We start from the raw sequence: 25,980 nt of genomic DNA, 5'->3' as shown, positions 1-25,980 counted from the left end.
CGGTGGCGGAGTGAGCCAGCCAGCACGTGGACGGCGCGAGCCACCGTTCCTCGCCGAAAACACCGACGTCACGAACCTGATCCCCCGCGGACTGCGGGTTTCCGCGGCCCTGGCCTGGCGCTTCATCGTGGTGATCGCCGCGCTGTACGCCGTGCTGTGGCTGCTCGGCTACCTGTCCGCGGTCGTCATCCCGGTGTCCATCGCCCTGCTGCTCTCGGCGCTGCTCGCGCCCGCCGTGGAAAAGCTGGTGCAGATCCGCTTCCCCCGCGGGCTCGCGACGGCGCTGGTGCTGATCGCCGGGCTGGCCGTGCTCGGCGGGTTGCTCACCTTCGTCATCACGCAGTTCTCGAGCGGCCTGCCGCAACTGCAGCAACAGCTGAACAACAGCCTCAACCAGATCCGCAACTGGCTCATCAACGGCCCGATCCACCTGCGCCAGGAACAGATCCAGGCCTTCCTGGACCAGGCGATCGGCTTCATCCAGAACAACCAGGCGTCGCTGACCAACACGGCGCTGACGACGGCGAGCACCGTCGGCGAGATCCTCACCGGGTTCGTGCTGACGCTGTTCGTCACGATCTTCTTCCTGGCCGGGGGCAACCAGATCTGGTCGTTCCTGGTGCGCGGTATCCCGACGCGCGTGCGCAAGCGCGTGGACGTCGCCGGCCGCCGCGGTTTCGCGTCGCTCGTCAGCTACATCCGAGCGACGGCCGCGGTCGCCGTCGTCGACGCGGTCGGCATCGGCATCGGGTTGTGGATCGTCGGGGTGCCGCTGGTGATCCCTCTGGCGACGCTGGTGTTCCTCGGCGCGTTCATCCCGATCATCGGTGCGGTGATCGCCGGCGGCGTCGCGGTGCTGATCGCCTTGGTGACCAAGGGGTTCATCGCTGCGGTGATCGTGCTGGCGATCGTGATCGGCGTGATGCAGCTGGAGAGCCACGTGCTGCAGCCGCTCCTGCTCGGCCGCGCGGTGCGGCTGCACCCGCTGGCCGTGGTGCTCGCGATCGCCACCGGCCTGGTCGCGGCGGGCATCGCCGGCGCGCTGCTGTCCGTGCCGCTGCTGGCCGTGCTCAACGCGGGCATCCGGTCGCTGCTGCACGAGCACGACCCCGATCCCGAGTCCGTGGACGTGCTCCACGACCAAGCGGCGCAACCGAACGACGCCGAACCGGGCTCGGACGAAGCCGAAGTGGCGACGCGGGGCGATGAGGACGACGACGACAACGACACCAAGTGACCCGGCGACGCCGCTGTGGCGCGGCGTCGTGCTGCTGCGTGTGGTCACCTGGCTGTTCGCGCTCGGTGTGGTGATCGCGCACCGCGGTGAGTTCCAGCGGGAGTGGCTCGCGTGGACGGTCGTGGGGGTGATGGGCGGGTGGACGCTCGTCACGGGAATCGCGTACGCGCGCGAAGGCTGCCGCTGGCGCTGGCTCGTGGTGCTCGACGTCGTGGTGACGACCGGGTTGATGCTGACGTCGCCGTTCATCCTGTCCGATGTCCAGTACGCCGAAGCGGCGCCGCTCATCACCACCGTGTGGGCCGCGGTGGGACCGCTCGCGGCCGCGACGCGCTTCGGCGCGGGCGCCGGAGTGGTGGCAGGGCTGGTCGTCGCGATCGGCACCGGCGTCGCGCGCGAACGGCTGGACCTCGACGTGTTCCGCGACGGCGTGCTGCTCTGCGCCAGCAGCCTGCTGATCGGCATGGCGGCCACGACCGCGCGGCGCTCGGCGGAAGCGCTTGCGAAGGCGTTGCGCACGGAAGCCGCGACGGCGGAACGGGAACGGCTCGCGCGCTCGATCCACGACAGCGTGCTGCAGGTGCTCGCGCGCGTGCGCCGGCGCGGCATCGAGGTCGGCGGGGAAGCGGCCGAACTCGCGAAGCTGGCCGGTGAGCAGGAAATCGCGTTGCGAGCCTTGGTGACGACCGAACCGACGTGGGCCGGCACCGCCGGCACGACGGACTTGCGGTCGGCGCTCCAGCTGCTGGCCACGTCGTCGGTTCAGGTCGCGACGCCCGCGGGCACCGTGGACCTGCCGGCGCACGTGACGGCGGAACTGGTGGCGGTGACGCGCGAAGCACTGTCCAATGTGGAGAAGCACGCCGGCCCCGATGCCCACGCGTGGGTGCTGCTGGAGGACCTGGGTGAACAGATCGTGGTGAGCGTCCGCGACGACGGCCCCGGGATCCCCGAAGGCCGCCTCGAACGCGCGGCGGCGGAGGGCCACCTGGGTGTGGTGGAGTCGATCAAGGGCCGGGTGCGCGATCTCGGCGGGACCGCGACCCTGGACAGCGCTCCGGGCCGCGGCACGGAGTGGGAGGTGCGGGTGCCGAGCACGACGAGGGACGGGCGATGACGATTTCCGTGATGGTGGTCGACGACCACCCCATCTGGCGCGACGGCGTGGCCCGCGACCTGGGCGAGAACGGCTTCGACGTGCGCGCCACCGCACCCGACGCGCCCGCGGCCGTCCGCATCGCGCGCACGGTCCGCCCGGACGTGGTGCTGATGGACCTCAACCTCGACGGCACCTCCGGCGTCGAGGCGACGCGCGAGATCACCACGGAGCTGCCGGACACGCGGGTGCTGGTGCTGTCGGCGTCCGGCGAGCACTCGGACGTGCTGGAAGCGGTGAAGGCGGGCGCTTCGGGCTACTTGGTCAAGTCGGCCTCCGTCGCGGAGCTCGTGGACGCCGTCCACCGCACCGCCGAAGGCGACCCCGTGTTCACGGCCGGCCTGGCTGGCCTCGTGCTCGGCGAATACCGGCGCATGGCCGACACGCCGTCGTCCGACGAGCCGTCGCCGCCGCGGCTGACGGAACGCGAGACCGACGTGCTGCGCCTCGTCGCGAAAGGACTCACCGCCCGCCAGATCGCGGAACGGCTCGTGTTGTCACACCGGACGGTGGAGAACCACGTGCAGTCGACGTTGCGCAAGCTCCAGTTGCACAACCGGGTCGAACTGGCCCGCTACGCCATCGAACACGGCCTCTACGAGGACTGACGGCTACGACGTCGCGACCGCGGCCTCCTGCAGCGGACCGGTCAGCTTCGCCGAGCCCAGCCGCCAGGCGGGTTCGCCCGGGTGCCAGGCCGCGACGACGCCGTCGTCGAGGACGAGGTCGCCGTGGTCGGTCCAGTCCAGTGAGGAGTGTTTGAGGTTGCCGGTGCTGAAGGGCATCGACGGCGCCTGCTGCCAGGTCAAGTCGTAGAGGTTGAGCAACCACACGTCGCGCGTCTGGATGTCCGAGCTGTGCCACGCGGCTGAGCCGAAGTCCACCGCCGCCCAGGCGTCGTCGCGGCTGGGGAGGATCAGCGGGTTGGTCTGGACGACCGGGGGCTGGATCCGCTTGCGGCTCCCGTCGCGCAGGTCGAGGACCGTCAGGTCCGTCAGGCCGCCCAGGATGAGCCGGTCGCCAGCGGCGGCGAGGATGCTCGGGGCCTGCTGCACGCTGCGGCCCGTTTCGGGGTCGATGAGGACGTCGACGGTTTCCGGGGAGCCGTTGCTGACGGTGATGAGCAGGCCGTGCGACGTCTCCTGGCGCAGGATCGTCGAGCAACTCGCGACGCCGCCACCGCCGAGCGAGCGGCCGGTGAGCGACACGTGCTCGAGGCGGCAGTTGTCCGCGGAATCCTGGCGGATGAGCCACACGCTCCGGGCGTCGGCACCGGGCGCGACGCTGAGCGCCTGGCCCAGCGAAGCCGGCGGCGAACCCGGACCGGTGTACGCGTAGACGTCGCCCGGCCCGCAGTCCTGCCGGCACGGCGGCGCGCTCGTGAACACCGGGGTGCGCCCGACGCGGCTGACGGACACCAGCCGGTCGCCGCCCGGGACGCCGGGCACCGTGCCCTTGGTGCCGGTGTCGGCGTCGAACACGGTGGGTGGCGACGTCGCGAGCAGCAGCTCCACCCCGATCCCGCCCGTGGTGACCGAGCCCCCCAGTCCGCTCGGTGGCGGTCCGCTCGGCGCGGGCGCCGGGGTGTCCGACGTCGAGGTGGGCACCGGATCCGGGGTCCCGCCCGTGCAAGCGGCCAGCAGGCAGCCCGCCGCGGCGACGGCGGTCAGGGCTCGGAATACGGGTCTGTTCAGGGTTTTTCCCCGATCTGACGAGCGAACTACGGTTCTACCATCGTTCACATGGCCGAGGAAGAGACCACCGGCGCGGAGGCCGCGACCGAGACGAAGCCGTTGACCGCGCGCGACATCCGGGTGTCGGACGACGAGCGCGAACACGTCGTCGGCGTGCTGCAGAAGGCGATCGGGCTGGGGATGCTCACCCTCGACGAGTTCACGGAGCGCACCGACAAGGCGCTCGCGGCCCGCACTCGCGGTGACCTCAACGCCGTGCTCACCGACCTGCCCGGGCTCGTGCACCCCGAGGCGATGCCGGCCTACCAGGCACCGGCCTTCACCGGCGCCACCACGTACGCGCCGGGCCAGCGGCTCGAGCTCAACGCCAAGTACTCGTCGCTGCACCGCAGCGGTCCGTGGCAGGTGCTGCCGGCGCTGGTCGTGCGCAACAAGTACGGCAGCACGAAGCTCGACTTCACCGAGGCGCAGGTGTCGACGCCGGTGGTTGAGATCGAGCTGGACTCGAAGTGGGGCTCGGTCGAGGTGATCATCCCGCCACACGCGGCCGTGGACTACAACGCCATCACCGAGATCAAGTTCGGCTCGCTCGACGACAAGACGGGCAGCAACGGCCGGGCCGGCACCCCTCGCTACGTCTTCACGGGCCGCATCCACGGAGGCTCGCTGGTCATCCGCAACCCTCGGCGGGGCCTGTTCGGCTGACCGGCGTCGCGGTGCCGGACCCGGTTTTCCATCCGTCGGCCGGGTCCGGCTCCGTACTAAACATGGCGTGCCGCCACCGCGTCCGCGGCGGCGACCGCGCCGGCCGCGCGTTCGCGGGCTTCGGCCAGCGTCACCGACGCCAGTGAAGCGCCGACAGCCCGCACGGCTGCCGCGTTCATCGACAAACTCGTGAGGCCCAGGCCCGCGAGCACCACCGCGAGCCGCGGGTCGGCCGCCGCCTCGCCGCAGACACCGGCGGGTTTGCCGGTGGCCTCCGCCGCTTCACCGATCAGCTTGAGCAGGCGCAGCAACGCGGGCTGCCACGGGTCGTTGAGCTTCGCGACGGCGCCGAGCTGGCGGTCGGCCGCGAACGTGTACTGGGCCAGGTCGTTGGTGCCGACGGACACGAAGTCGACGACGTCGAGGATCTCCCGCGCGGACAGCGCCGCGGCCGGGATCTCGATCATGACGCCGGCACGCTCGATGCCGGCGGCGCGGACGCGTTCGGCGAACCACGCGGCTTCCTCGGCCGTCGCGACCATCGGCGCCATCACGGAGACGAGCGCGCCGGAATCCTGAGCGGCGCCCGCGATGGCCTGCAGCTGGCGGTCGAGGACCTCGGGCCGGTCGAACGCGACGCGCAGGCCGCGCACGCCCAGCGCTGGGTTCGGCTCGACGTCGGGGTTGAGGAAGGCCAGCGGCTTGTCCGCGCCCGCGTCGAGCGTCCGGACGATCACCGGCTTGCCACGGAAGGGCGCCAGCACCGCCGCATACGCCGCGCGCTGCTCTTCGACGGAGGGCTCGGCCGGCGCGTCGAGGAAGCCGAACTCCGTGCGGAACAGGCCGACGCCCTCGGCGCCGGCCGCGGCGGCCGCCTGCGCGTCGGCGGGGGAGCCGACGTTGCCGTAGACCTTGACGATGTGACCGTCGGCGGTCGCGCCCGTGCCGTTCCATTCGGCCGGGCCGGACACGACGGCCGTGACGATCGGTGCGGCCGGGTCGGCGAGTTGCACGACGCCGGTGTCGCCGTCGACGGCCAGCGCTTTCGCGTCCAGGTCGAGGATCCCGCGCACGGCGACGACGGCGGGAATGCCGAGCGCGCGGGCGAGGATCGCGGTGTGGCTCGTCGGCCCGCCCTCCTCGGTGACCAGCGCGAGCACCTTCGCCGGGTCGAGGCCCGCCGTGTCGGCCGGCGCCAGGTCCCGCGCGACGAGCACACTCGGCGACGCGAGCTCCGGCACACCGGGAGGGGCGACGCCGAGGAGTTCGGCCACGAGGCGGTCGCGCACGTCGCGGACGTCGCGAACCCGCTCGGCCATGTAACCCCCGGCCGCGGCCAGGGCCTCGGCGAACCCCTCGGCGGCCTGGTAGACGGCGCGAGCCGCGGGAAGGTTCTGCGCCGTCACCAGCTGGTGGGCCTGCGTGGCCAGTGCCGGATCGGCGGCCATCGCGGCAGTCGTGATGAGGATCGTCGCGGCCTCGCCGGTCGCCGCTTCCGCCAGGGCCTCCAGCCGCTCCGCCACCGCCCGCGCGGCCGGCTCGATGCGCGCGGCCTCCGCCGCGGGATCCGTGGGCGCGGGCGTGCTCGCCGGCTCGCCGAACGGCTCCGCCACGCGCACCACGGGACCGCTCGCACGCCCGGGGCTCACCGCAACACCGCTCAGCACCGTCGCCTCACTCTCAGACATGGTCTAGACCATAGCTCAGGCGGGGACGGATGGCTCGAGGTGTCTGCCACCTCACCCCGGACGGGGTTGATCGGGGCACGCGAACCACTTCCTCGCCTCCGCCTTCGCAGCTCTGCCCCCTCCGCCGGCAGACGGCCCCCACCCTCCCTAGGGGGGCGTCCCCGATCCCAGTCTACCGAGGTCAGGGGCCGAAAACGTGCGGCGGCGGAATCTGTGGACAACCTCGCTGACCGTGAGGCGCATGTGGACAACTGGGGTGGGGAGTTTGACAAGCCGACGGGAGTGGTGAGTGGGGGGACGGGAAACTTGGCAGCTCAGTGCACGAAGGTTTGACGGGCGGGTGTACGGCCGAGCAGCGGCCGAGTGGTCGTGGGCAGCACGACTCGGGTAGGGGGCGGCAACAGGGCTCGGGTAGCAGCGGAACTCGGGCACCGAGGAGGGCAGGAGCGGGCACAACAGCGCACGCGGGAGTATGCGCCGGCCAGGTGGGTGCGCCCGGGGCGAGAGCGGCCGAGTGGCGAACGCACCGTCGCGGCTTCGACAAGCCGAAAGCGGCCCGCTCCGCCGCGAACGGACCCGGTCGCAGACGTCGGATGCGCCCGCAACGCCGCACTCCATCGCGAACGAACCCGCTCGCCACCCCCGTCGCCGAGCAGGCCCAGGCGGACGAGCTGGGCGAGAGCGGCCGAGTGGCAAACGCACCGTCGAGGGTTCGAGAAGCGGAAAGCGGCCGGCTCTGCCGCGAACAGCACCGGTCGCCGACGTCGGCAGCGCCCGCAACGCCGCACCCCATCACGAGCCGACCCCAGTCGCTGGCCGGGTGCGTGCGTCCGGCGAGGCCGGCCGAGTAGCGAACGCACCGGGGAGGCTCCGACAAGCCGAAAGCGGTCTGTCTTGTCGCGGACGGGCCTGGTCTCAGACATCGGATGCCCACAACAACGCACTCCATCGCGAGCCAACCCCGCGCGCCACCCCCATCGCCGGGCAGGGCCAGGTGGACGAGCTGGGCGAGAGCGGGCGAGCAGGAACCACACCGCCGACCTCGACAAGCGCAACGCAGCCTGCTTCGTTGCGAACAGGACCGGTCGCAGACGTCGGATGCGCCCAGAGCGGCGCACTCCACCGCGGGCTCGGCCCGCCACCGGCCAGGTAGCGGCGAGGCGATGCCACACAGGGAAGCAGCAACGGCACCCGAACCGACCCGTGCCTCCGTATGGCGCCGCGCAGAGAACGCCGAAGACTCCGTCGCCGAACTGAGAGCCGAACCGGGAGCCGAGCCGACGACGGGGAGTCCTGGGCCGGTGAAGAGGGCCGGGTCTTCAGACCGAGAGCCCAAGCAGGCGAGCAGTCCCGTCCGCTGATCAGGTCAGTTCGGCGGCGGTCGGGTAGGACGGCTGGGCGCCGGGGCGGGTGACCGAGAGGGCGGCGATGCGGGTGGCGCGCGTGGCGGCGGCCACGAGCTCGGCGCCGGCAGCGAGGGCCGTGGCCAGGGCGCCCGCGAAGGCGTCGCCGGCGCCGGTGGTGTCGACGGCGGTGACGTGGGGCGACGGGACGTCCGTCGAGCCGTCCGGGGTGATGACCAGCGCACCCTTGCCGCCGAGCGTCACGACGGCCGCGCGCGGGCCGAGGTCCAGGAGCTTGCGCGGGTCCGCGTCGGCGCCGAGGAGGTAGGCGGCTTCGTGCTCGTTGACCAGGAGGACGTCCAGCGCGCCCAGCGTGTCCGACGACAGCTTCGCGGCCGGCGAGAGGTTGAGCACGACCCGGATGCCCCGTGCGGCGGCTTTGCGGACAGCTTCCTCGACCGCCGGCAGCGGCACCTCCAGCGACAGAACGACGACCTGGACCCCGTCGAGGACGTCGTCGGTGACGTCGGCGGGAGTCAGCGCGGAGTTGGCGCCGGGGGAGACGAGAATCGAGTTCTCGCCGTCGGGGGTCACGGTGATGTAGGCGATGCCGGTCGGCCGCTCGACGGTGCGCAGGTGGTCCGTCGCGACGCCCGCGCCGGAGAGGGAGTCGCGCAGCAGCCGGCCGTACGGGTCGTTGCCGACAGCGCCCAGCAGCGCGACGTCCGCGCCCAGCCGACCGGCCGCGACGGCCGTGTTCGCACCCTTCCCACCCGGCGACAGCACCGTGTCACCGCCCAGCACAGTCTCGCCGCCCGCGGGACGGCGGTCGACGGGGACGACGAGATCGGCGTTGGCGGATCCGACCACCAGCACGGCTGCGCACATGGCCGTCACTGTGCCACGAGCGCAGGTCACCCACGAGCGAGCGTGAAAGTGAAGGTTTTTGTAACTTATCCGGCGCCCAGTGCGACAATCAGGCGAGTAGCGGCGGCCCGTCACTCGATCGGGGGAACCATGTCCCCCACGCGTCACTTCTGACACGGGTTCCGCTCTTGTGGAGCGTCACTGTCCTAGAGCCAGTGGCGTTGCCCCGACCGGAAGCGCACCGGAGAGGGCATCGGGTCGCCGGCGCCGATCACGTAGCCCCCCGAGTGATCGGCGTCGGCGGCGCCCCGGCCGCCGTTCGCGCCGCGGTCATCGGAACTCCGTTCGCGAGCACTAAGTCACCACCCTTGCGCCGGACCACGCGGGCGATCGCGCCACGGTCCCGCTCGTGCCCTCGCCATGCCCGGCCACGGTGAACGTCCCGTGCGCCGCGGTGGCCAGATCCGCCCAGCGTGGCGGGGGATCTCCCCACCTCGTTCGGCGGAATGCCGGGTGTTTTCGCTGGTCAACCGCCCGTAGCGTGCGGGTCATGACGGTTCTGGACTGGAAGCGCACCCTCTACGCCCTGCTGGCCCTGCCCTTCGGCCTCGCCGGCGCGCACGAGCGGCTCGCGGCGCGGCTGCTGGGCCGGCCGCCGCGCGAGGGGACCCCTCGCTACCTGGCGGCGGCCGGCGTGAGCGTGGCGGCGATCCCGCTGTCGCTGCTGGTGTGGTTCCTCGTGTGGCGGATCGCCACGTACGGCCTGTTCTGGGACCCCACGACGGCCGGTGAATCGTGGGGTGGGCCGTCGCTCGCGGGGGCCTGGTTCGTGCACTTCTTCTGCGCGCTGGGCATGACCGTGGTGGCGATGTGGCTGCTGCGCCCGCTCACCGACCTGCAGTCCCGGCTGCTCTCCGGCCGCGCTGGTGCGGGAACGGGCGTGCCGACCACCTAGAATGTCCGGATGAGCAGCCCCACGCGAAGGGGCCGCGCGCGAGCGGCTACCGAGCAGGACATCCGCCGGACCGCCCGGAAACTGCTGGTCGAACAGGGTCCGGACGCCGTGACGCTCCGGGCGATCGCCCGGGAGCTGGGCATCACCGCGCCGGCCCTGTACCGCTACTACGAGTCCCGCGACGACCTCGTCGAGAACCTGCGCCTGGACGTCTGCGCGGACCTGGCGGCCGAGCTCGCCGAAGACATCGCCGTGCTCCCGGACGACGGCATGCTGCAGCTGTTCGCGATTTGCAAGGGCTTCCGGCGCTGGGCGCTGACCCACACCAAGGAGTTCACACTGGTCTTCGCCTCGCCGACCGGCGGCGTCGGTACGACGGCCGGCAGCGCGCTGCACCGCCTCGACGAACCGTTCGGCCGCATCTTCCTCTCCGCGGCCGGGCGGGTCCTCGCCACGCACGACCTCGTGATGCCGCCCAACGACGTCGTCCCGCCCGAACTGCGCGACGACCTGACGGCCTTCCAGCGCGAACTGCTGACGGTGCTGGCCGAATCGGGCCGCGCCATCGCCCCCGACAAGCTGGACCTGGGCCTGACGTACCTGATGATCCAGTTCTGGGCCCGCCTGTACGGCCACGTGACCCTCGAGGTGTTCGGCAACTACCCGATCCCCGTGTCGAAACCGGACGTGCTCTTCGAGGCCATCCTCACGGACCTGGCCCGCGACGTGGGCCTCTACTCCGGCTAGGCCGCGCGCCCGCCGTCGACGGACAAGGTCACAGCGGTGACGTACGCGCCCGCCGGGTCAGCCAGGTACGCGACGGCGTCGGCCACTTCACCGGGCTGCCCGTAGCGCCCGAGCGCGGTGAGCGACTTCTGATCCTGCGCGTACGGCCCGTCGGCCGGGTTCATGTCCGTGTCGGTCGGCCCGGGGTGCACGAGGTTGACGGTCACCCCGCGCGGCGCGAGCTCCCGCGCGAGCGCCTTGGTGAGGCCGACCATCGCGGACTTGGTCATGGCGTAGAGCACCATCCCTGGCCCCGGCACGCGGTCGGTGACGCAGCCGCCGATGGTGATCACCCGCCCGCCGTCTCCGAGGTGCTAGGCCGCGGCCTGCGGTGCGAGGAACACGCCCCACACGTTCACGGCGAGCAGCCGGTCGAGGTCCGCCAGCCCGGTCTCCGAAACGGGCGCCACGAACCCGACACCCGCGTTGTTGACCAGCACGTCCAGCCGCCCGAACTCCGCGACTGCCGTCTGCACGGCCGCCCGCACGGCTTCGGCGTCCGCGCTGTCCGCCGCGATCGCCAGGGCCCGCCGCCCGGTCGCCTTGATCTTCTCCACGACCTCCGCCGCGAGTGCCGCATTGGCGACGTACGTGATCGCGACGTCGGCGCCTTCCACCGCCAGTCTCAGTGCCGTCGCCGCCCCGATCCCCCGGCTGCCCCCAGTCACCAGCGCCACCTTGCCGTCGAGCTTCATCCCCAGATCTCCTTCGTGGAAGCCGTGTTTCGTGCCGGTTCCATCGAATCGGCCCGGGTGCGGTGGTGCTGGCGCGTTTCGGCCGCGGCACTCGATGGCTCTGTTCCGCATTCCTCCGGACACGGGTTGTGACAAGATCACTCGGGGATCTTGAACGGGGAGGGCCAGGGTGCTGCACGTCCAGGGGCTGGTGAAGGTCTATGACGGCCGCCGCGTGGTGGAGAACGTGTCGTTCACGTTGCAGCCCGGCACGGTGACCGCGTTCCTGGGGCCGAACGGCGCCGGGAAATCGACCACGTTGCGCATGATCTGCGGCCTCACGCGGCCGACTGCGGGCTCGGCGACGATCGCCGGGCGGCGGTTCGCGGAGTGGCCGAACCCGGGCCACGTGGCGGGGGTGCTGCTGGACGCGTCGGCGGTGCACCCCGGACGCACCGGGCGCCACCACCTCGTGAACGGCGCCAAGCTCATGCGGCTGCCCGCCGCGCGGGCCGACCAGGTGCTCGCGCAGGTCGGGCTGAGCGATGCTGCGAACCGGCGCATCGGGAAGTACAGCCTCGGCATGCGGCAACGGCTCGGGCTCGCACACGCGCTGCTGGCCGACCCACCGGTGCTCATCCTCGACGAGCCCATCAATGGCCTCGACCCCGAAGGCATCCGCTCCACGCGCCAGCTGCTGCGCGCCTACGCCCAGCGCGGCGGCACCGTGCTGCTGTCCAGCCACGTGCTGTCCGAAGTGGACCAGACGGCCGACCGCATCGTGATGATCGGCCACGGCCGCGTCGTCGCGGACGGACCGCTCGCGAGCTTCGCCGGGCCGGCGCGCACGGTCGTGCGCACCACCGACGTCGCCAAACTCGGCACCGCCCTGCAACGCGCGGGCCTCGACGTCCGCCAGACGGGCCCGGACGCGCTCTCGGTCGCCGCACCGACGGACCGCGTGTCGGAGATCGCCTTCGCGGCGCAGGTGCGCGTGCTCGGGCTGGCCGAAGAACAGCAGAACCTGGAAGAGCTCTTCTTCCGCCTCACGGGAGGCCCGCGATGATCCCCATGCAGACGCCCGTTCAGCAGCAGCCCGCGTGGGCGGTTGGCGCTTCGAAACGCGCGTCGTTCGGCACGGTCGTCGGGGTCGAGCTCCGGAAGATGAGTGCGACGGTGGCGGACAAGATCCTGCTCATCGCCGCGCCGATCGGCCTGGTCGTGCTGTCGATCATGTTCATGGTCGACTCGTCGCACCCGTACACGCTCGAAAAGCAGATGGGTTCGGTGTTTCTCACGGTCCGGCTCGCCGCGGTGCTGGTCGACCTCACGCTGGTCAAGCTGATCGCCGCGGAGTGGCACTACCGCAGCTCTCAGCCGACGTTGCTGGTGCAGCCGTCACGCATGCGGTACGTGTTCGCACAGGCGACCATCGCGGTCGGCGCGTGGCTGCTGGTGGGCGGCGTCCACGTGCTGATGACCTTCACCTTCTTCTCCAGCCGCCTCGACGCACGCGACGCGCAGAACCTGCTCACCTTCCGCCCCGGCATGGTGGTCGCGGCGTGTTTCCTCGGCGCCTTCTGCATGATGCTGCTCGCGGTGACGATCGGCTGGCTCATCCCGAACACCGCCGGCGCGATCACCACCTACGTGCTGGTGTCGCTGCTGTTCACGATCCTGCAGGGCAACAGCGACTTCGCCGGCTGGGTCGATCCGATCGAGCCCGCCCGGCAGCTCAGCGGTGTATCGGCACACGGGGTGGTCGCGCTGGTCACCTCGCTGATCCTCTGGCTCGGGCTGGCCGCGGTCGCCATCTTCCGGGCGGGCAACCGCGAAGCCGCCTAACGAGCGAGCGAACCACCGCCCGGGTCGACGATCTTGAGGTAGGTCTCCACGAGCTGCTGGACTCCCGGGCAGGTCTTGTCGCCGATCTCGCGATCGTGCTCGGGGCTGAACTCCCCGGGATCGCCGCCCGGCTTCACCGACACTTGGAGCACTTGCGACGAGCCGGTGTTGACCGAGAACGTGCAGCCGTTGCTCTCCACTGTGGAGACGGCGTAGTAGCGGTTGTCCTGCACCAGAGAGCGGCGGAAGTGCTGCAGCGTGTAGGAGTACGCACCCCAGGTGCCAGTCCACGGGTCCGGCAGGCGATCGCTCGGGTTGAGGGCACCGACTTCGACTTGCCGACCGTCCTGCCGGCGCACCACGCACACGCTCCCGTAGGGATCGAACAGGGTCGAAGAGACCTCGAACGCGCTCCTCAGCTGCGGGTTCTGGTCGAACTGGGCGCAGCTGTTCGGAAACAGCGGGGCGCGGGTGGTGATCACTGGCAGCGTGTCGTACGCGACCGAATCGGCCGGCAACGCAGGGGCGGGGTGGCTCGGGCTCGGTGCCGGAGCCGCGGTGCAGCCGGTCAGAGCGAGGGCGGCGGCGAGCGCCGGCAGGACGGTGAGCGATCGATTACGCACGGCGAGCACGTTACCGGCCCGGACGCTGAGCCCGGGCCGGAACGCACCGATTCACAGGACGATGTTGACCAACCGGCCGGGGACGACGATGACCTTGCGCGGCGTCTTGTCACCGACCAGCGCGGCGACCTTCTCCTCCGCCAACGCCGCCGCCTGCACGGCGTCGGAAGACGCGTCGGCCGGGACGGTGACGCGGGCGCGGACCTTGCCGTTGACCTGGATCGGGTACTCGATGGAGTCCTCGACCAGGTACTGCTCGTCGACGACGGGGAACGGGCCGTGGACCAGGGAGTCGGCGTGGCCCATGCGGTGCCACAGCTCCTCGGCGACGTGCGGGGCCAGCGGTGCCAGTAGCAGCACCAGCGGTTCCGCCACCTCGCGCGGCGTGCCGGCAGCCGAGCCGTACACCTTGGTCAGGTGGTTGTTCAGTTCGATCAGCTTCGCGCCCGCCGTGTTGAAGCGCATCTCCGCGTAGTCCTCGCGGACGCCGGCGATGGTGCGGTGCAGCAGCTTGCGGTCGGCTTCCGTCGGGTCGTCGCCGGACACGCGCAGCTCGCCGGTCTGCTCGTCGACCAGCAGGCGCCACAGGCGCTGCAGGAAGCGGTGCGCGCCGACGACGTCCTTGGTCGCCCAGGGGCGCGACATGTCCAGCGGGCCCATGGACATCTCGTACACGCGGAAGGTGTCCGCGCCGTAGGTGTCCGACATTTCGTCCGGCGTGACGGCGTTCTTCAGGCTCTTGCCCATCTTGCCGTACTCCTGGTTGACCTCCTCGTCACCCAGGAAGAACTTGCCGTCGCGTTCCACGACCTCCTCGGCGGGCACGTAGATGCCCCGCTTGTCGGTGTAGGCGAAGGCCTCGATGTAGCCCTGGTTGAACAGGCGGCGGTACGGCTCCTTCGACGACACGTGACCCAGGTCGTACAGGACCTTGTGCCAGAAGCGCGAGTACAGCAGGTGCAGCACGGCGTGCTCGACGCCGCCGACGTACAGGTCCACTCCGCCCGGGTCGTCGACACCGTGCTCGGCCGGGCGCGGGCCCATCCAGTAGGCCTCGTTCTCCGGCGCGCAGAACACGTCGGGGCTGTCCGGGTCGACGTAGCGCAGCTGGTACCAGCACGAACCCGCCCACTGCGGCATCACGTTGGTGTCGCGGCGGTACTTCTTCGGGCCGTCGCCCAGGTCCAGGGTGACGTTGACCCAGTCGGTCGCGCGCGACAGCGGCGGCGACGGCTCGGAGTCGGCGTCCTCGGGGTCGAAGGTCTTCGGCGAGTAGTCGTCGACCTCCGGCAGGACCACGGGCAGCTGGTCCTCGGGCAGCGCGATCGGCAGGTTGTTCTCGTCGTAGACGATCGGGAACGGCTCGCCCCAGTAGCGCTGGCGGGCGAACAGCCAGTCGCGCAGCTTGTACTGCACCGTGCCCTCGCCGGCGCCGCGCTCCTCCAGCCACGCGATGATCGTCTTCTTCGCATCGGCAACGCCCATGCCGTCCAGCGAGACGGTGTCGTTGGCCGAGTTGATCGCCGGGCCCTCGCCGGTGAACGCCTCGCCGTCGAAGCCCTCGCCCGGGTCGACGGTGCGGATGATCTCCAGCTCGAACTTCTTCGCGAAGTCCCAGTCGCGTTGGTCCTGTGCGGGCACGGCCATGATCGCGCCGGTGCCGTAGCCCATCAGCACGTAGTCGCCGATGAAGACCGGGATCTCCTTGCCGTTCACCGGGTTCACGGCGTACGACCCGGTGAAGACGCCCGTCTTCTCCTTGTTCTCCTGACGGTCCAGATCGGACTTGCGCGCCGTCGCGGCGCGGTACTGGGCGATCGCGTCGGCCGGGGTCTTCGCGCCGCCGGTCCACGCCTCGGGGTGCTCGCCCGGCCACTCGGCCGCGGTCAGCTTGTCGACCAGCGGGTGCTCGGGCGCCAGCACCATGTAGGTGGCGCCGAACAGCGTGTCGGGCCGGGTCGTGAAGACCTCGATCTTCTCGTCCCCGGAAGCACCGGCCGCGAACGACACGCGCGCGCCCTGCGAGCGGCCGACCCAGTTGCGCTGCATGGACTTGACCTTCTCGGGCCAGTCCAGCAGGTCAAGGTCGTCGACCAGGCGATCGGCGTACGCGGTGATCCGCATCATCCACTGGCGCAGGTTCTTGCGGAACACGGGGAAGTTGCCGCGGTCGCTGCGCCCGTCGGCGGTCACCTCTTCGTTCGCGACGACCGTGCCCAGACCCGGCGCCCAGTTCACCGGCGCCTCGGAGATGTAGACCAGGCGGTGGTCGTCGATGACCTTGCGGCGCTCGACGTCACTCAGCTCGCTCCACGCCCGGCCGTCGGGCGTCGGGCGGTCACCGGCGGCGAACGCCTTCTCCAGCTCCTCGATCGGGCGCGCCTTGCCGGCCTGCTCGTCGTAGTAGGAGTTGAAGATCTGCAGGAAGATCCACTGGGTCCACTTGTAGTAGTCCGGGTCGATCGTCTCGATCGAGCGGCGCTCGTCGTGGCCCAGGCCCAGCCGCTTCAGCTGGCTGCGCATGGTGGCGATGTTCGCCTCGGTGGTGGTGCGCGGGTGCGTGCCCGTCTGCACCGCGTACTGCTCCGCCGGGAGGCCGAAGGCGTCGTAGCCCAGCGTGTGCAGCACGTTGCGCCCGATCATCCGGTGGTACCGGGCGTAGACGTCGGTGCCGATGTAGCCCAGCGGGTGGCCGACGTGCAGGCCGGAACCGGACGGGTACGGGAACATGTCCTGCACGAACAGCTTGTCGGACGGCACCTGCTCACCCTCGACCGCGAGCTCACCGGTCGGGTTCGGGGCGTGGTACGTGCCGTGGTCGGACCAGTAGTCCTGCCAGCGCCGCTCGATCTGCCCCGCCAGCTCCGCGGTGTAGCGGTGCGGCGGGGTGTTCTCGGCGCCGGGCGCGCCTTCACCCGTGGGCGAGGTGGACACCGTGGGCTCAGTCATCGCCGTCTTTCCTCCGTGTCGGACCACTCCAGAAACAACTCGACCCCTCAAGCCCGAAGGCATGAGGGGTCGCCGCGCCGGTCGGGCCAGTGTCTGGCCGGGTCAGCGCGGCAGGCCAAGGAGCAGCCGAGCCGTGTTCACGGGTCTCATTTTAACGTGGGGGTCAAAGCCGTTCCGACGGGACCGCCAAAGCGATGACCTGCGTCACCTGGCTCGGGGAGAAGTTGTTGTCGCTCACGAACACGAGGCTGCGCTCGCCGCCGGGCAGCGCCGGGCCCCACGTCATGCCCTCGACGTTGTCCACGGTGGGCAACCCGAAGTCCGACAGGTCCGCGATGAGCTTCTTCTTCACCGGCTTCACGTGCTTCGCCTCGGCCAGCGACTTGACGTTCAGCACGTTGGTCGCCCCGGACGTGTCGATCTCGTACACCCGCACCTTGTTGCCCACCCCCGTGACGAACGAGCGCTCCATCATCAGGAACTTCGTCGGGTCGGCCTGGCTCACCGCGAGCATCGACGACACCCCGGTGTCGGCGAACGCGCCGGCGGGCACCGGCGTCGCGAACAGCTTCTCCTGCGGGTACGCGTACTGCGCCCGCACCGGGCCGGTGCGGGCCTGCAGCGTGATCCGCGACAGCCCGCCCGACGTCGGGGTTGGCGGCGGGCCGTCCTGCAGCAGCGGCGCTTCGACCTCGCTGGCCAGCAGCGAGCCGAAGCCGGTGAAGCTCAGGCCTTCGAGCACGTAGTTGCGCCGCGGACCGGCGTCCGCGGTCATGTTCTCGTCGGCGGGCAGCGGCAGGTCGCGCACGTAGTGCCCGTCGCGGGTCGCTTCGCGGATCGACGGCTGGATCACCGAGTCCGCGAGCCGGTCGCCTTCCTGCGACCAGACGTAGTGGCCGGTCCACGGGTCCACGCGCAGCTCTTCGGGGTCGATCGTCTGCTCGTTCTGGGGCGCCCACGTGTCGTTCTGCGCGAGCGGCGGGTACGGCGTGCCGTCGGGCCGTAGCAGCGGCTCGGTGCCGGTGAAGGTCACCGGGCCGAGGTGGTGGGCGTCGAGGGTGAACTTCGCCGAGTAGAAGCGGGCGGGGTTGATCGCGGACCGGTCGTCGCAGATGAACGCGTAGCCGCGGGTGCGCGGGTCGAAGTCGATGGAGGACAGACCGCCGATGGTCGTGCCTTCGAACTGCAGGGCGTTGGGCACAATCTGCTCGCCGATCAACCGGACGGGCCGGTCGTGGCTCCGAGCAGCATTGGCGGCGGGCGCGGCGAGGAGCGTGAGCGGCAGTGCCCCGATCAGGGCAGCGGTGAACGCACGGCGTCGCGTGGACGAAGACATGGCCTGCAGCACAACGGACGAGGGTATCCGCCACGTTGCCGGGAGATCACGCTTATCCTCGTGGGGTGTTCGCTATCGCGCTCGTCCCGATCGTGCTGGGTCTCGTCGTCGGCTGGGGTGGCCTTCTCGGTTTCCGCGAACGGCTGACCCGGGCCGGCGGTGCCGGTGTCCGCACCGAAGCGTCCCTGCGCAGCGAAGAAGCCTTCAAGCTCGCGAACCGCGTCGCGAGCGTGCCGACGCTCGCCGGCGGCGCGGTGGGCCTGGTCGCCGGGCTCGCCGGCCTCGCGACGGGCACCACCGCCGGGCTGATCGCCGCCGCGTTCGTCGGCGTGCTGGGCATGCTTGCGCTGGTCGTGGGCGGTGGCGTGCTCGGCGCCCGTGCGGCGCTGACCGTGCCCGCGCCGGCTCCGGCCACGCCCGCGGGCTGCGCCGGGTGCGCGTGCGGCGCCGGTGGCTGCGGCGTGTTCCAGAAGGCCGACGAGGCCTAATTCCGCTGCAGGTCGCCCGGGTGGGTGGCCAGCAAGGCGAGCGGCACGCCCTGGCGGCGCAGTACCTGGCCCCACAGGTCACGGCTGGGCGAGGCCAGGATGTCGCTCGGCAGCGCGGGCACGATGACCCAGTCCTCGCGCTCGATCTCGCCCGCCAGCTGACCGGAGTCCCAGCCCGCGTACCCGGCGAAGACACGCACGCCGCGCACCTTCGGCACCAGCACCTCGGGATCGGTGTCGAGGTCGACGAGCGCCACCGGACCGCGCACGGCGATCACCCCGGGCACGCTCGCCGCGGTCTCGCCGGTGCGCAGCGCGGCAAGGCACAGCGCCGTCTTCTTCTCGACGGGACCGCCGACGAACACCGACTGCGGCTCGGCGACGTGCCCGCCCCAATTGGGCAGGACGTCGTGCACGGGGACGTCGCTCGGGCGGTTGAGGACCACGCCGAGCGTGCCCTCGTCGCGGTGATCGATCACGAACACCACGGTCCGCTTGAAGTTCGGGTCGAACATCGTGGGGGCGGCGACCAGGAGCGTTCCCGGTTCAACCTCGGCGTCCGCTGGCACGCCGACAATGATCCCACTTCCCGTCGCGAGAATTTCCGGTGGCACGGGAACACCAACCCCACGTGCCCCGTTGGGAACAATGGGCCGGCGCACTCCGTGTCCCCCGGGCTCACTGAAGAACAGCCTTTGTGGAATACCGTTCGGCTGGAGCCACACTGCGCCAAGCCGCCGAGAGGCGACCAAGTGCGCCGGCCCCCTACTTCCCTCCGTGCCAGGTGCGCGGGCGCAGCGGCAGTCCCGAGGTGCCCGCTTCCGGGGTGCGCACCGCGAGGACCTGGTTGACGCCGATGTCGTTGCGTTCGAACGCGAGTGCCGACGCGGCCATGTACAGCCGCCAGACGCGGGCACGGCCGGGTCCCACGAGCCGGACCGCCCGGTCCCACTGCGCTTCGAGGTTGGCGACCCACTGGCGCAGCGTGAGCGCGTAGTGCTCGCGTAGCGCCTCCACGTCCCGCACCTCGAAGCCGGCGCGCTCCAGCTGCGTCACCGTCGTGCCGATGGGCGCGAGCTCACCGTCCGGGAAGACGTAGGCGTCGATGAACCCGTTGAGCTGGTACGACGACTCGTCCTGCAGCGGACGGCGGCCGATCTGGTGGTTGAGCAACCGGCCGCCCGGGCACAAAAGAGCGTAGAGGTCGCGGGCGTACTCGAGGTAGTTCTCGGCACCGACGTGCTCGGCCATGCCGATGGAGGAGATCGCGTCGTAGGGGCCGTCGGCGACGTCCCGGTAGTCCTGCACGCGGATCTCGACGCGATCGGTCAGCCCCTCGGCCGCGACGCGCTCACGGGCGTAGGCAGCCTGCTCCTCGGAGATCGTGACGCCGACGACGTGCACCCCGTGCTCGCGGGCCGCGTGCAGCGCCATCGAGCCCCAGCCGCACCCGACGTCGAGCAGGCGCCGGCCCTCGCGCAAGCCGAGCTTGGCGCAAACGAGTTCGAGCTTGTCGCGCTGGGCGGACTCCAGGGTGCCGCCCTCCTGCCAGTAGGCGCACGAATACACCATCGACGGGCCGAGCACGAGTTCGTAGAAGTCGTTGCCGACGTCGTAGTGGTGACTGATGGCCTGCTTGTCACTGCGGCGGGTGTGCAGGTGGCGGCTTCGGCGCACCTCCTCCGGGGGCGGCGCGGGCGGCAGCGGCGGCCCGGCGAGGCGGACCAGTTCGCGGACCGCACGGCGCACCGCCGGATCGCGGAGCGCGCTGAGCACGCCCCCGGCGTCGTGACCGCGGTCCCCGATCAGCTCGGCCACCGCCTCGAGGGCGACGTAGAGGTCGCCCTCCAGCTCCAGGTCACCCGCCACCCAGGCCCGTGCCAGGCCCACTTCGCCGGGTTTGAACAGCACGCGGCGCAGGGCGCGACGGTTGCGCAGGACGAGCGCGGGCGCATTCGGCGGGCCGGCCTGGGAGCCGTCCCAGGCCTTGATCCGCACCGGCCACGGCGCTCCCAGCAACCGTTCGGCAACACTCACCAGCCGCGACGCGGCGTCAGCCATGTCCACACCCTTTCCGAAGCGAGGAGTCCGGATGTCCCCTCCACCACGTCAACACTTGCGGCGTCCCACCGCAGTCCCCCATCGGCATTAAAACCTCGGTGAACGTTCAGAAGGACCCCCGGCGCAATGCGCTCGTAAGGACCTTCTGGGGTGTTCGCCCGATGGCTAGGCTTTTTCCCGTGACGATCAGCGCGACGACGGAGCGGATGGGACCGAAGCTCCTGGTCCGCGATCGCGAGTTCCGGCGGTTGCTCTACACCCGGTTCGCCGCGCAGTGGGGCGACGGGGTCTACCGGGCGGGCCTCGCGGGTGCCGTGCTGTTCAACCCCGAACGCGCTGCCGATCCGATGGCCATCGCCGAAGGCTTCGCCGCGCTGTTGCTGCCCTACTCCCTCGTGGGACCGTTCGCGGGCGCCCTGCTGGACCGGTGGGACCGCCGGCGCGTGCTCGTGTTCGCGAACCTCCTGCGCGTGTTCGCCGTCCTCGCGTCGGCCGCCGCCGTGGGCACGGGGCTGGGCGGGCCGGGCCTGTTCTCCCTCGCGCTGCTGGCCGAAGGCCTGTCGCGCTTCATCGGCTCGGGACTGTCGGCCTCGCTGCCGCACGTGGTGCCCGCCGCAAGCGTCGTGTCCGCCAACGCCTTCGCGACCACGCTCGGCTCGGCCATGGCCGTGGTCGGCGGCGGCTGCGCGATTCTGCTGCGTGCGGTGTTCGGCGCCGGCAACCTCGGCTCGGCCGAGACGACGGCGTTCGCCGCTCTGGGCGCGGTGGTCTCGGCGCTCATCGCGCACAGGTTCACCCGCGGAGCCCTCGGCCCGACGGTGGTGGACGAACCGCCGAACCCGTTCCTCGCCGTCGCCCACGGGCTCGCCGACGGCGCCCGCCACGCCTGGCGCGCGCCGAGCGTGACGGCCGGGTTCATCGCGCTGTTCGCCCACCGGGCGGCCTACGGCATCTCGTTGCTGGTCACCGTGCTGCTGATGCGGAACTACTTCCCCGACGACGGGGTCTTCCGCGCCGGCCTGCCCGGGCTCGGGCAGATGGCGGCGCTCGCCGGCGCCGGCATCCTCGTGGCGGGACTGCTCACGGCGCGGCTGATCCGGGGGTTCGGCCGGCTGCGCTCGATTGTCGGCGCACTGGCCGTGGCCGCCGTCGCGCAGTCGGCGCTCGGCCTGCCCATGGTGCTGCCGCTGGCGCTGGTGGCGTCGTTCCTGATCACGGGCGCGGGCCAGGTGCTCAAGCTGTGCGTGGACTCGTCGATCCAGCTCGACGTCGCCGACGAGGCGCGCGGCCGGGTGTTCGCTCTGTACGACACGCTGTTCAACGTCACGCAGGTCGCCGCCGTCGCGGTCGGCGCGGTGTTCGTGCCGAACACCGGGTACGCGCCGGGGCTGATGATCGCCGCCACGGTGTGTTACGTCCTCGGGGGCGCCGGCTACCTCGTGGCGCGCCGGCGCGCCACGCCGAACTGATTCGCTGCCGCAAACCGTTGGACCGAACGGGGACTGTGATCACCACATTGGCATTAGGGTGATGCATGACCCGGCCGGGTGAACCCCGGTGAGTTCGAAAGACGCGGGGGGCAACCGTGAGTACCGCAGGGGACGACCGCGCCCGTCTGGACGTCGCTCCTGCCGTCCTGACCTCGCCGGACGGTCTGGTCCGGGTGACGGTCGGCGCCAACGGCGCGCTCGGCCGGCTCGAGTTCGCTCCCGACGCGTTCGAGCGCACGACGCCCGCGCAGCTCGCGTACACCGTCCAGGCTTTGGTGCAGCAGCTCGCCGAGGCCCCGCTCGCCGACGGCCAGCCGCAGCAGATGCCGGCACCGCGGCCGACGCCCCGCCGCGTCCGCCCGCGTAGCGTGCCGCCGCGCAGCGCCCTGCCGCAGAACCGCCGCCGCGGCTCCTGAGGCCGCGCCCGGATGTGCTGAACCCCGTGGAACCACTCTCCGAATCCGAGCAGCACGGACTGCTCGTCGAGATCGGCCGGCTGATCCGCGCCCACTCACCCGATCCCGCCGCACCCGCCGGGATCGGCTTCGCACAGGTCGGCGGCCACACCGAAGTCCAGCCGCGCAACACCGAGGCGAACCAGGACGTCACCGGCAAGTTCGAGGCGCTGCGCGCCGGGATGTACCGGCAGGGCCGCGGCACGTGGCTGCAGGCCCGGTTCGTGCTGGCGCCCGACGGCACGTTCGACTTCGACTTCTACGTCGACGGCGACCCGCAGTGGAGCGCCCCGGCCGAACCGGACGCCTACCGCGACGAGCTCGAGACGTTCCCCCGCGAGGACGAGCACATCCCCGACTGGTGGCGCCTGCGGGTCGGCCTGCCGCTCGGCGTCCGGTTCCGCCGCGCGCGTCCCGCCGAGGTGGGGGAGGAGCGCGAGCCGCTGCCCGACGGGGAACTGCCGCTCGTGCTGCAGTACCTCGAGCGCGAAGCGCTGGTCGGCGACACGCACCGGACCGACGGCACGTGGCTGTGGCCCGAGACCGTGCCGCACCAGCTGCGCCGGCACGGCATCGCGCCCGAGCCGGAACTCGTCGCGCACATCCGTGAACTGGGCTTCCAGCCGCCCTACGTCGAACACCTCGTCCGCCGCACCGCCGAGGCCGACCTGCTGGGTCAACCGCGGCCACGACCGGGCGCCGAGGACGGGCAGCGGACCGAAGGCGACGTCGCCGCCGAGCTCGAGACCAGCGCCGATCCCGAGCTGAGCGACGAACAGCTGCTCGTGGTCCTGGTGCAGCGGCTCGGGTCGTTCGGCGTCTGGCCGCAGGCGTACCGGATCGGCGCCGTCGAAGCCGGCAAGTGGTGCCTGAGCCGCGGTGAAGCCGGCTGGACGGTCACTTCGGCCACCGGCGCCGAGCAGACCTTCACGCACTTGCCGGACGCGGCGCAGCAGCTCCTCGGCGCACTGCTGCTGCACCCGGCCCGGCTGACCGGCGGACGCGAGACCCCGCTGGAGACCGCGAAAGAGGTGGACGACTGGCCGATCCAGCCTGCCGCGGGTGATCCACCGCTGACACTGCTGCGCAACAAGAGGCTGACGCGACTGCCCGAAGGTACGGTCGTCCTGCGCTTCGGGGAGGAACCGGGCAACCTCGTCCACCACGGCGAGGTACGGTTCGCCACGACGTCACTACCACTCGAACGGGAACGGGTGGCACACACCTACCGGCTGAGACGGTCACTCCACGTGGTCACCGGTGTCACGGTGCCCTGGGCCAACCTGCCGGGCGGCGCGGTGGCGTACGTGCTGCCCAAGCCGATCGCGGAGCACGAGTCCGACGGAAGCCTGGAGAGGATCGAGTAGGTGGAAGCGGCGGAAGCGATGGAGAAGGTCGGGCACTGGCTGCGCGCCGTGCACGGCCCCGACGTCTCCGGCCCCGGCGGGCTGCGGGTGGACCAGGACCGGGTGCTGCGCATTCCCGAAGGCTGGTCGATCCCGTACAACACCGTCGCGTTCCTCGACGACGGCCGGCCGGACAAGGAGCTCTTCCCGACCCCGTCGGTGGTCGTGCGCGAGCCGGACGGCGAGCTGCGCCAAGCGCCCCCGAGCCCAGGAGGGCTGAGCATCCCCGTGGCGTTCCCCGGCCAGGAGAGCTGGCGCGAAGTCGTGGACCCGGAGTACGTGAAGGCCGGCTTCGGCGAGCTGGGAGTGCCGCTGCACGCCGTGGCCGGCTGGGTGAAGGTCGACAACGACGGCCAGCAGACCGGCGACGAGCGCGAGAACCCCGAGTACAAGGCCGGCCCGATCCGCCGCGGCTACCCCAAGCCGCAGAACACGCTCGAGACGCTGCTCGCGTTCGCCAGCGTCGGCTGGCTTTCGCGTGAGCAGCTGCTGATCGGCCTGCTGCGCTGCGACGTCTACGTGCCGCTCGACCTCAAGACCGGTGCCACCGACCGCTTCTACTTCAGCGAAGAGCGCAACGAGCTGCGCGTCTTCAGCGACACTCGCCACTTCCCGCCGCGCGAGCACGCCTGGTGGCGCGTGGACCTGGCGACGCTCGCCGAGTTCGAGCACCCGCCGAACCTCGTGATCAACGGCGGCCCGGCGACGTTCGAGGACGTCACCGGCGAGGAACTCACGGCCATCGCGCGCCGGTTCCCGCGCCACGAGCCGCGCATCGACCGGCACGGGCGCTGCCCCGAAGCCGAGGACGAGCTCGAGCGGCTCACGGCCGACACCGCCACGCGGATGGGGCTCGACGACCCCGTCCAGGCACCGCTGGTCGCCGCCGAGAAGGCCCGGCGCCACGGCTTCGAGCTGACCGCCGAGGAGTGCCAGCGGACCGTACTCGGCCAGTCGTGGCTCAAGCGCCTCGCCATGGCGGAGCCGCCGCGCAGCAAGCCCAATGACTGGCGCGCCAACGGGCTCGTCCCCGGCTGGGACAACCAGGGCCGCGTGGTGCCGCGGCTCGACACGTTCGGCAAGTACCCCGAACACGACCTCGAGAACTTCCGCTACGGCTGGCAGCGCGTGATCGGCGCGTACGTCGGCTTCGCGCTCGGCGAGGCGCTGGGCCTGGCCGTGGACCGGATGCGGCTCGACGAGATCGTCACGCAGTTCGGCCCCGAGGGCGTGACCGACCTGCCGATGGCATTCGACCAGCCGGGCCGCATCGGTTCGCTGACGCAGCGGCTGCTCTTCTACACCGAGGCCGTGATCCGCAGCCCGCACCGCGAGCAGCCGGAGTCGCGCGACGTCGAGCAGCAGTTCCCCGCCGTGGTGCGCGGCGCGCTGATGCGCTGGCTGCACACGCAGGGCGCGCCGTACGACGACGCCGACGGCTGGCTCGTGAAGGTGCCCGACCTGCACGTCCGCCGCACCGCCGACGACACCGAGCTCAACACCTACCACGCTCTCGTGACCGGGAACCCGCAGGCCGTGGCGCTGGCGGGCCCGACCGCGCTCATCGGCGCGCTGCCCGCCGTGCTCACCGCGGCCGGCCCTGGCACGGGTTTCAGCGGCGGCGTGCGCCAGGCCGTGCGCGACCTGGTGGGCGTGACCCATCCGCACGAGGAAGACGTGTCCGCGGCGACCTACCTGGCGTGGCTGTTCGAGCCGGTGCTGACCAAGGACGCGTTCAGCTACCCCGTGTGGAACCTCTCGCGCGAGATCCTCACCGACCACAACACGACGTTCGTGACCGGTCCGGAGTGGGCGGCGGTCAAGGCGATGGTCGCCGAGGCCGTGCCGTTCTTCGGCGAGCACGGGTTGCCCGACCTGCGCATGCCCGAGCTGATCGGCGACGGCCAGAGCACACTGTCCGTGGTCGGCCGCGCCTTCGCCGCGCTCTCGGGCTTCGAGAACTACCCCGAACAGGCGCTGCTGCGCGCGGTGAACCACTCGGGCCGCAGCGCGCTGACGGGAGCGATCACCGGCGCGTTGCTCGGCGCCCGCGTGGGTGTGCCGGGGCTGCCGCAGAAGTGGGTGGAACAGCTGGAGCTGCGCCACCTCATCGAGCAGCTCGCCACGGACGCGTTGTGGCACTTCGACCGCCGCTCGGCGCTGAGCATGCTGGGCGAGGAGTGGGTGCAGCGGTACCCGCGGCGCTGAAGCCGGCGGCACGT

At 71.4% G+C, this 25,980-nt stretch carries 21 protein-coding genes and 1 pseudogene; 13 read left to right on the top strand and 9 right to left on the bottom strand.

Annotated elements, in window-relative coordinates; all coding sequences use genetic code 11:
- Nucleotides 1-10 precede the first annotated feature (10 nt).
- The 3 genes from I6J71_RS44875 to I6J71_RS44865 are packed head-to-tail and all read left to right on the top strand — an operon-like array spanning nucleotide 11 to nucleotide 3,001.
- Complete coding sequence (locus I6J71_RS44875) at nucleotides 11-1,237, top strand: AI-2E family transporter (RefSeq protein ID WP_204092407.1); 1,227 nt, start codon at nucleotides 11-13, stop codon at nucleotides 1,235-1,237.
- Nucleotides 1,206-2,354, top strand: coding sequence for a MacS family sensor histidine kinase (macS, locus tag I6J71_RS44870; protein WP_204092406.1), 1,149 nt, complete (start codon nucleotides 1,206-1,208; stop codon nucleotides 2,352-2,354). The genes I6J71_RS44875 and macS overlap by 32 nt, the downstream gene beginning before the upstream one ends.
- On the top strand, nucleotides 2,351-3,001 hold the full coding sequence (locus I6J71_RS44865) for a response regulator transcription factor (protein WP_204092405.1): 651 nt from the start codon (nucleotides 2,351-2,353) through the stop codon (nucleotides 2,999-3,001). The genes macS and I6J71_RS44865 overlap by 4 nt, the downstream gene beginning before the upstream one ends.
- A 3-nt stretch (nucleotides 3,002-3,004) precedes the next feature.
- On the opposite strand, the gene I6J71_RS44860 is transcribed toward I6J71_RS44865, so the two are convergent.
- Entirely contained in the window at nucleotides 3,005-4,000 is a 996-nt protein-coding gene (locus I6J71_RS44860) for a hypothetical protein (RefSeq protein WP_239154270.1), read from the bottom strand.
- 135 nt (nucleotides 4,001-4,135) lie between these two features.
- Here I6J71_RS44860 and I6J71_RS44855 point away from each other — a divergent pair, with 135 nt between their 5' ends.
- Nucleotides 4,136-4,792 carry a DUF1707 domain-containing protein gene (locus I6J71_RS44855; protein ID WP_204092404.1) on the top strand — a complete coding sequence of 219 codons (657 nt, stop codon included), beginning with the start codon at nucleotides 4,136-4,138 and terminating at the stop codon, nucleotides 4,790-4,792.
- 56 nt (nucleotides 4,793-4,848) lie between these two features.
- Here I6J71_RS44855 and ptsP read toward each other — a convergent pair whose 3' ends face one another.
- Both ptsP and I6J71_RS44845 read right to left on the bottom strand, forming a co-directional pair.
- Nucleotides 4,849-6,480, bottom strand: a complete 1,632-nt coding sequence (ptsP, locus tag I6J71_RS44850) for a phosphoenolpyruvate--protein phosphotransferase (RefSeq protein WP_204092403.1) — start codon at nucleotides 6,478-6,480, stop codon at nucleotides 4,849-4,851.
- A gap of 1,361 nt (nucleotides 6,481-7,841) precedes the next feature.
- The gene (locus I6J71_RS44845) at nucleotides 7,842-8,711 is read right to left on the bottom strand and encodes a ribokinase (protein ID WP_204092402.1); all 870 of its coding nucleotides are present in this window, start codon (nucleotides 8,709-8,711) and stop codon (nucleotides 7,842-7,844) included.
- A gap of 529 nt (nucleotides 8,712-9,240) precedes the next feature.
- Between I6J71_RS44845 and I6J71_RS44840 the strand changes: the two genes are divergently transcribed.
- Both I6J71_RS44840 and I6J71_RS44835 read left to right on the top strand, forming a co-directional pair.
- Entirely contained in the window at nucleotides 9,241-9,645 is a 405-nt protein-coding gene (locus I6J71_RS44840) for a hypothetical protein (protein ID WP_239154269.1), read from the top strand.
- Nucleotides 9,646-9,654: 9 nt separating this feature from the next.
- A complete protein-coding gene (locus I6J71_RS44835; protein WP_204092400.1) occupies nucleotides 9,655-10,392 on the top strand; it encodes a TetR/AcrR family transcriptional regulator in 738 nt (245 codons plus the stop codon).
- On the opposite strand, the pseudogene I6J71_RS44830 reads toward I6J71_RS44835, so the two are convergent.
- Nucleotides 10,389-11,126, bottom strand: a pseudogene (locus I6J71_RS44830) (3-oxoacyl-ACP reductase family protein). The gene I6J71_RS44835 and the pseudogene I6J71_RS44830 overlap by 4 nt on opposite strands.
- Nucleotides 11,127-11,295: 169 nt before the next feature.
- Here I6J71_RS44830 and I6J71_RS44825 point away from each other — a divergent pair.
- The gene (locus I6J71_RS44825) at nucleotides 11,296-12,171 is read left to right on the top strand and encodes an ABC transporter ATP-binding protein (protein ID WP_204092399.1); all 876 of its coding nucleotides are present in this window, start codon (nucleotides 11,296-11,298) and stop codon (nucleotides 12,169-12,171) included.
- On the top strand, nucleotides 12,168-12,950 hold the full coding sequence (locus I6J71_RS44820; protein ID WP_239154268.1) for a hypothetical protein: 783 nt from the start codon (nucleotides 12,168-12,170) through the stop codon (nucleotides 12,948-12,950). Before I6J71_RS44825 ends, I6J71_RS44820 begins: the two co-directional genes overlap by 4 nt.
- Here the strand turns inward: I6J71_RS44820 and I6J71_RS44815 are convergent.
- The 3 genes from I6J71_RS44815 to I6J71_RS44805 all read right to left on the bottom strand — a co-directional run bounded on the left by I6J71_RS44815 (nucleotide 12,947) and on the right by I6J71_RS44805 (nucleotide 17,858).
- Nucleotides 12,947-13,573: a hypothetical protein gene (locus tag I6J71_RS44815; RefSeq protein WP_204092398.1), complete on the bottom strand. Its 627-nt coding sequence runs from the start codon at nucleotides 13,571-13,573 to the stop codon at nucleotides 12,947-12,949. The two genes, I6J71_RS44820 and I6J71_RS44815, sit on opposite strands and share 4 nt — an antisense overlap.
- A gap of 51 nt (nucleotides 13,574-13,624) precedes the next feature.
- Nucleotides 13,625-16,522, bottom strand: a complete 2,898-nt coding sequence (gene leuS / locus I6J71_RS44810; RefSeq protein ID WP_204092397.1) for a leucine--tRNA ligase — start codon at nucleotides 16,520-16,522, stop codon at nucleotides 13,625-13,627.
- Between the two features lie 163 nt (nucleotides 16,523-16,685).
- Nucleotides 16,686-17,858, bottom strand: a complete 1,173-nt coding sequence (locus I6J71_RS44805; protein WP_204092396.1) for an esterase-like activity of phytase family protein — start codon at nucleotides 17,856-17,858, stop codon at nucleotides 16,686-16,688.
- Between the two features lie 65 nt (nucleotides 17,859-17,923).
- On the opposite strand from I6J71_RS44805, the gene I6J71_RS44800 reads away from it, so the two are divergent.
- Nucleotides 17,924-18,346 carry an SdpI family protein gene (locus I6J71_RS44800; protein ID WP_204092395.1) on the top strand — a complete coding sequence of 141 codons (423 nt, stop codon included), beginning with the start codon at nucleotides 17,924-17,926 and terminating at the stop codon, nucleotides 18,344-18,346.
- Here I6J71_RS44800 and I6J71_RS44795 read toward each other — a convergent pair.
- Both I6J71_RS44795 and I6J71_RS44790 read right to left on the bottom strand, forming a co-directional pair.
- Nucleotides 18,343-18,924: a YqgE/AlgH family protein gene (locus tag I6J71_RS44795; RefSeq protein ID WP_204097570.1), complete on the bottom strand. Its 582-nt coding sequence runs from the start codon at nucleotides 18,922-18,924 to the stop codon at nucleotides 18,343-18,345. The genes I6J71_RS44800 and I6J71_RS44795 overlap by 4 nt on opposite strands.
- A 187-nt stretch (nucleotides 18,925-19,111) precedes the next feature.
- Nucleotides 19,112-20,407, bottom strand: a complete 1,296-nt coding sequence (locus I6J71_RS44790; protein ID WP_204092394.1) for a cyclopropane-fatty-acyl-phospholipid synthase family protein — start codon at nucleotides 20,405-20,407, stop codon at nucleotides 19,112-19,114.
- A 206-nt stretch (nucleotides 20,408-20,613) separates the two neighbouring features.
- On the opposite strand from I6J71_RS44790, the gene I6J71_RS44785 reads away from it, so the two are divergent.
- The 4 genes from I6J71_RS44785 (at nucleotide 20,614) to I6J71_RS44770 (ending at nucleotide 25,966) form a co-directional block, all read left to right on the top strand.
- Nucleotides 20,614-21,876 carry an MFS transporter gene (locus I6J71_RS44785; protein WP_204097569.1) on the top strand — a complete coding sequence of 421 codons (1,263 nt, stop codon included), beginning with the start codon at nucleotides 20,614-20,616 and terminating at the stop codon, nucleotides 21,874-21,876.
- A 116-nt stretch (nucleotides 21,877-21,992) separates the two neighbouring features.
- A complete protein-coding gene (locus I6J71_RS44780; RefSeq protein WP_204092393.1) occupies nucleotides 21,993-22,313 on the top strand; it encodes a hypothetical protein in 321 nt (106 codons plus the stop codon).
- Between the two features lie 26 nt (nucleotides 22,314-22,339).
- Nucleotides 22,340-23,719, top strand: a complete 1,380-nt coding sequence (locus I6J71_RS44775; RefSeq protein WP_204092392.1) for a TNT domain-containing protein — start codon at nucleotides 22,340-22,342, stop codon at nucleotides 23,717-23,719.
- Nucleotides 23,720-25,966, top strand: coding sequence for an ADP-ribosylglycohydrolase family protein (locus I6J71_RS44770; RefSeq protein WP_204092391.1), 2,247 nt, complete (start codon nucleotides 23,720-23,722; stop codon nucleotides 25,964-25,966).
- Nucleotides 25,967-25,980 lie beyond the last annotated feature (14 nt).

The organism is Amycolatopsis sp. FDAARGOS 1241, assembly GCF_016889705.1.
GTDB lineage: Bacteria > Actinomycetota > Actinomycetes > Mycobacteriales > Pseudonocardiaceae > Amycolatopsis.
This window is presented reverse-complemented; position numbering and strand designations above follow the sequence as displayed.

What these genes read in the sequence shown, in the direction of transcription:
- macS (WP_204092406.1), top strand. Translation starts at nt 1,206, where the DNA reads ATGAGGACGACGACGACAACGACACCAAGTGACCCGGCGACGCCGCTG.
- I6J71_RS44865 (WP_204092405.1), top strand. Translation starts at nt 2,351, where the DNA reads ATGACGATTTCCGTGATGGTGGTCGACGACCACCCCATCTGGCGCGAC.
- I6J71_RS44855 (WP_204092404.1), top strand. Translation starts at nt 4,136, where the DNA reads ATGGCCGAGGAAGAGACCACCGGCGCGGAGGCCGCGACCGAGACGAAG.
- ptsP (WP_204092403.1), bottom strand. Translation starts at nt 6,480, where the DNA reads ATGTCTGAGAGTGAGGCGACGGTGCTGAGCGGTGTTGCGGTGAGCCCC.
- I6J71_RS44845 (WP_204092402.1), bottom strand. Translation starts at nt 8,711, where the DNA reads ATGTGCGCAGCCGTGCTGGTGGTCGGATCCGCCAACGCCGATCTCGTC.
- I6J71_RS44840 (WP_239154269.1), top strand. Translation starts at nt 9,241, where the DNA reads ATGACGGTTCTGGACTGGAAGCGCACCCTCTACGCCCTGCTGGCCCTG.
- I6J71_RS44835 (WP_204092400.1), top strand. Translation starts at nt 9,655, where the DNA reads ATGAGCAGCCCCACGCGAAGGGGCCGCGCGCGAGCGGCTACCGAGCAG.
- I6J71_RS44820 (WP_239154268.1), top strand. Translation starts at nt 12,168, where the DNA reads ATGATCCCCATGCAGACGCCCGTTCAGCAGCAGCCCGCGTGGGCGGTT.
- leuS (WP_204092397.1), bottom strand. Translation starts at nt 16,522, where the DNA reads ATGACTGAGCCCACGGTGTCCACCTCGCCCACGGGTGAAGGCGCGCCC.
- I6J71_RS44805 (WP_204092396.1), bottom strand. Translation starts at nt 17,858, where the DNA reads ATGTCTTCGTCCACGCGACGCCGTGCGTTCACCGCTGCCCTGATCGGG.
- I6J71_RS44790 (WP_204092394.1), bottom strand. Translation starts at nt 20,407, where the DNA reads ATGGCTGACGCCGCGTCGCGGCTGGTGAGTGTTGCCGAACGGTTGCTG.
- I6J71_RS44785 (WP_204097569.1), top strand. Translation starts at nt 20,614, where the DNA reads ATGGGACCGAAGCTCCTGGTCCGCGATCGCGAGTTCCGGCGGTTGCTC.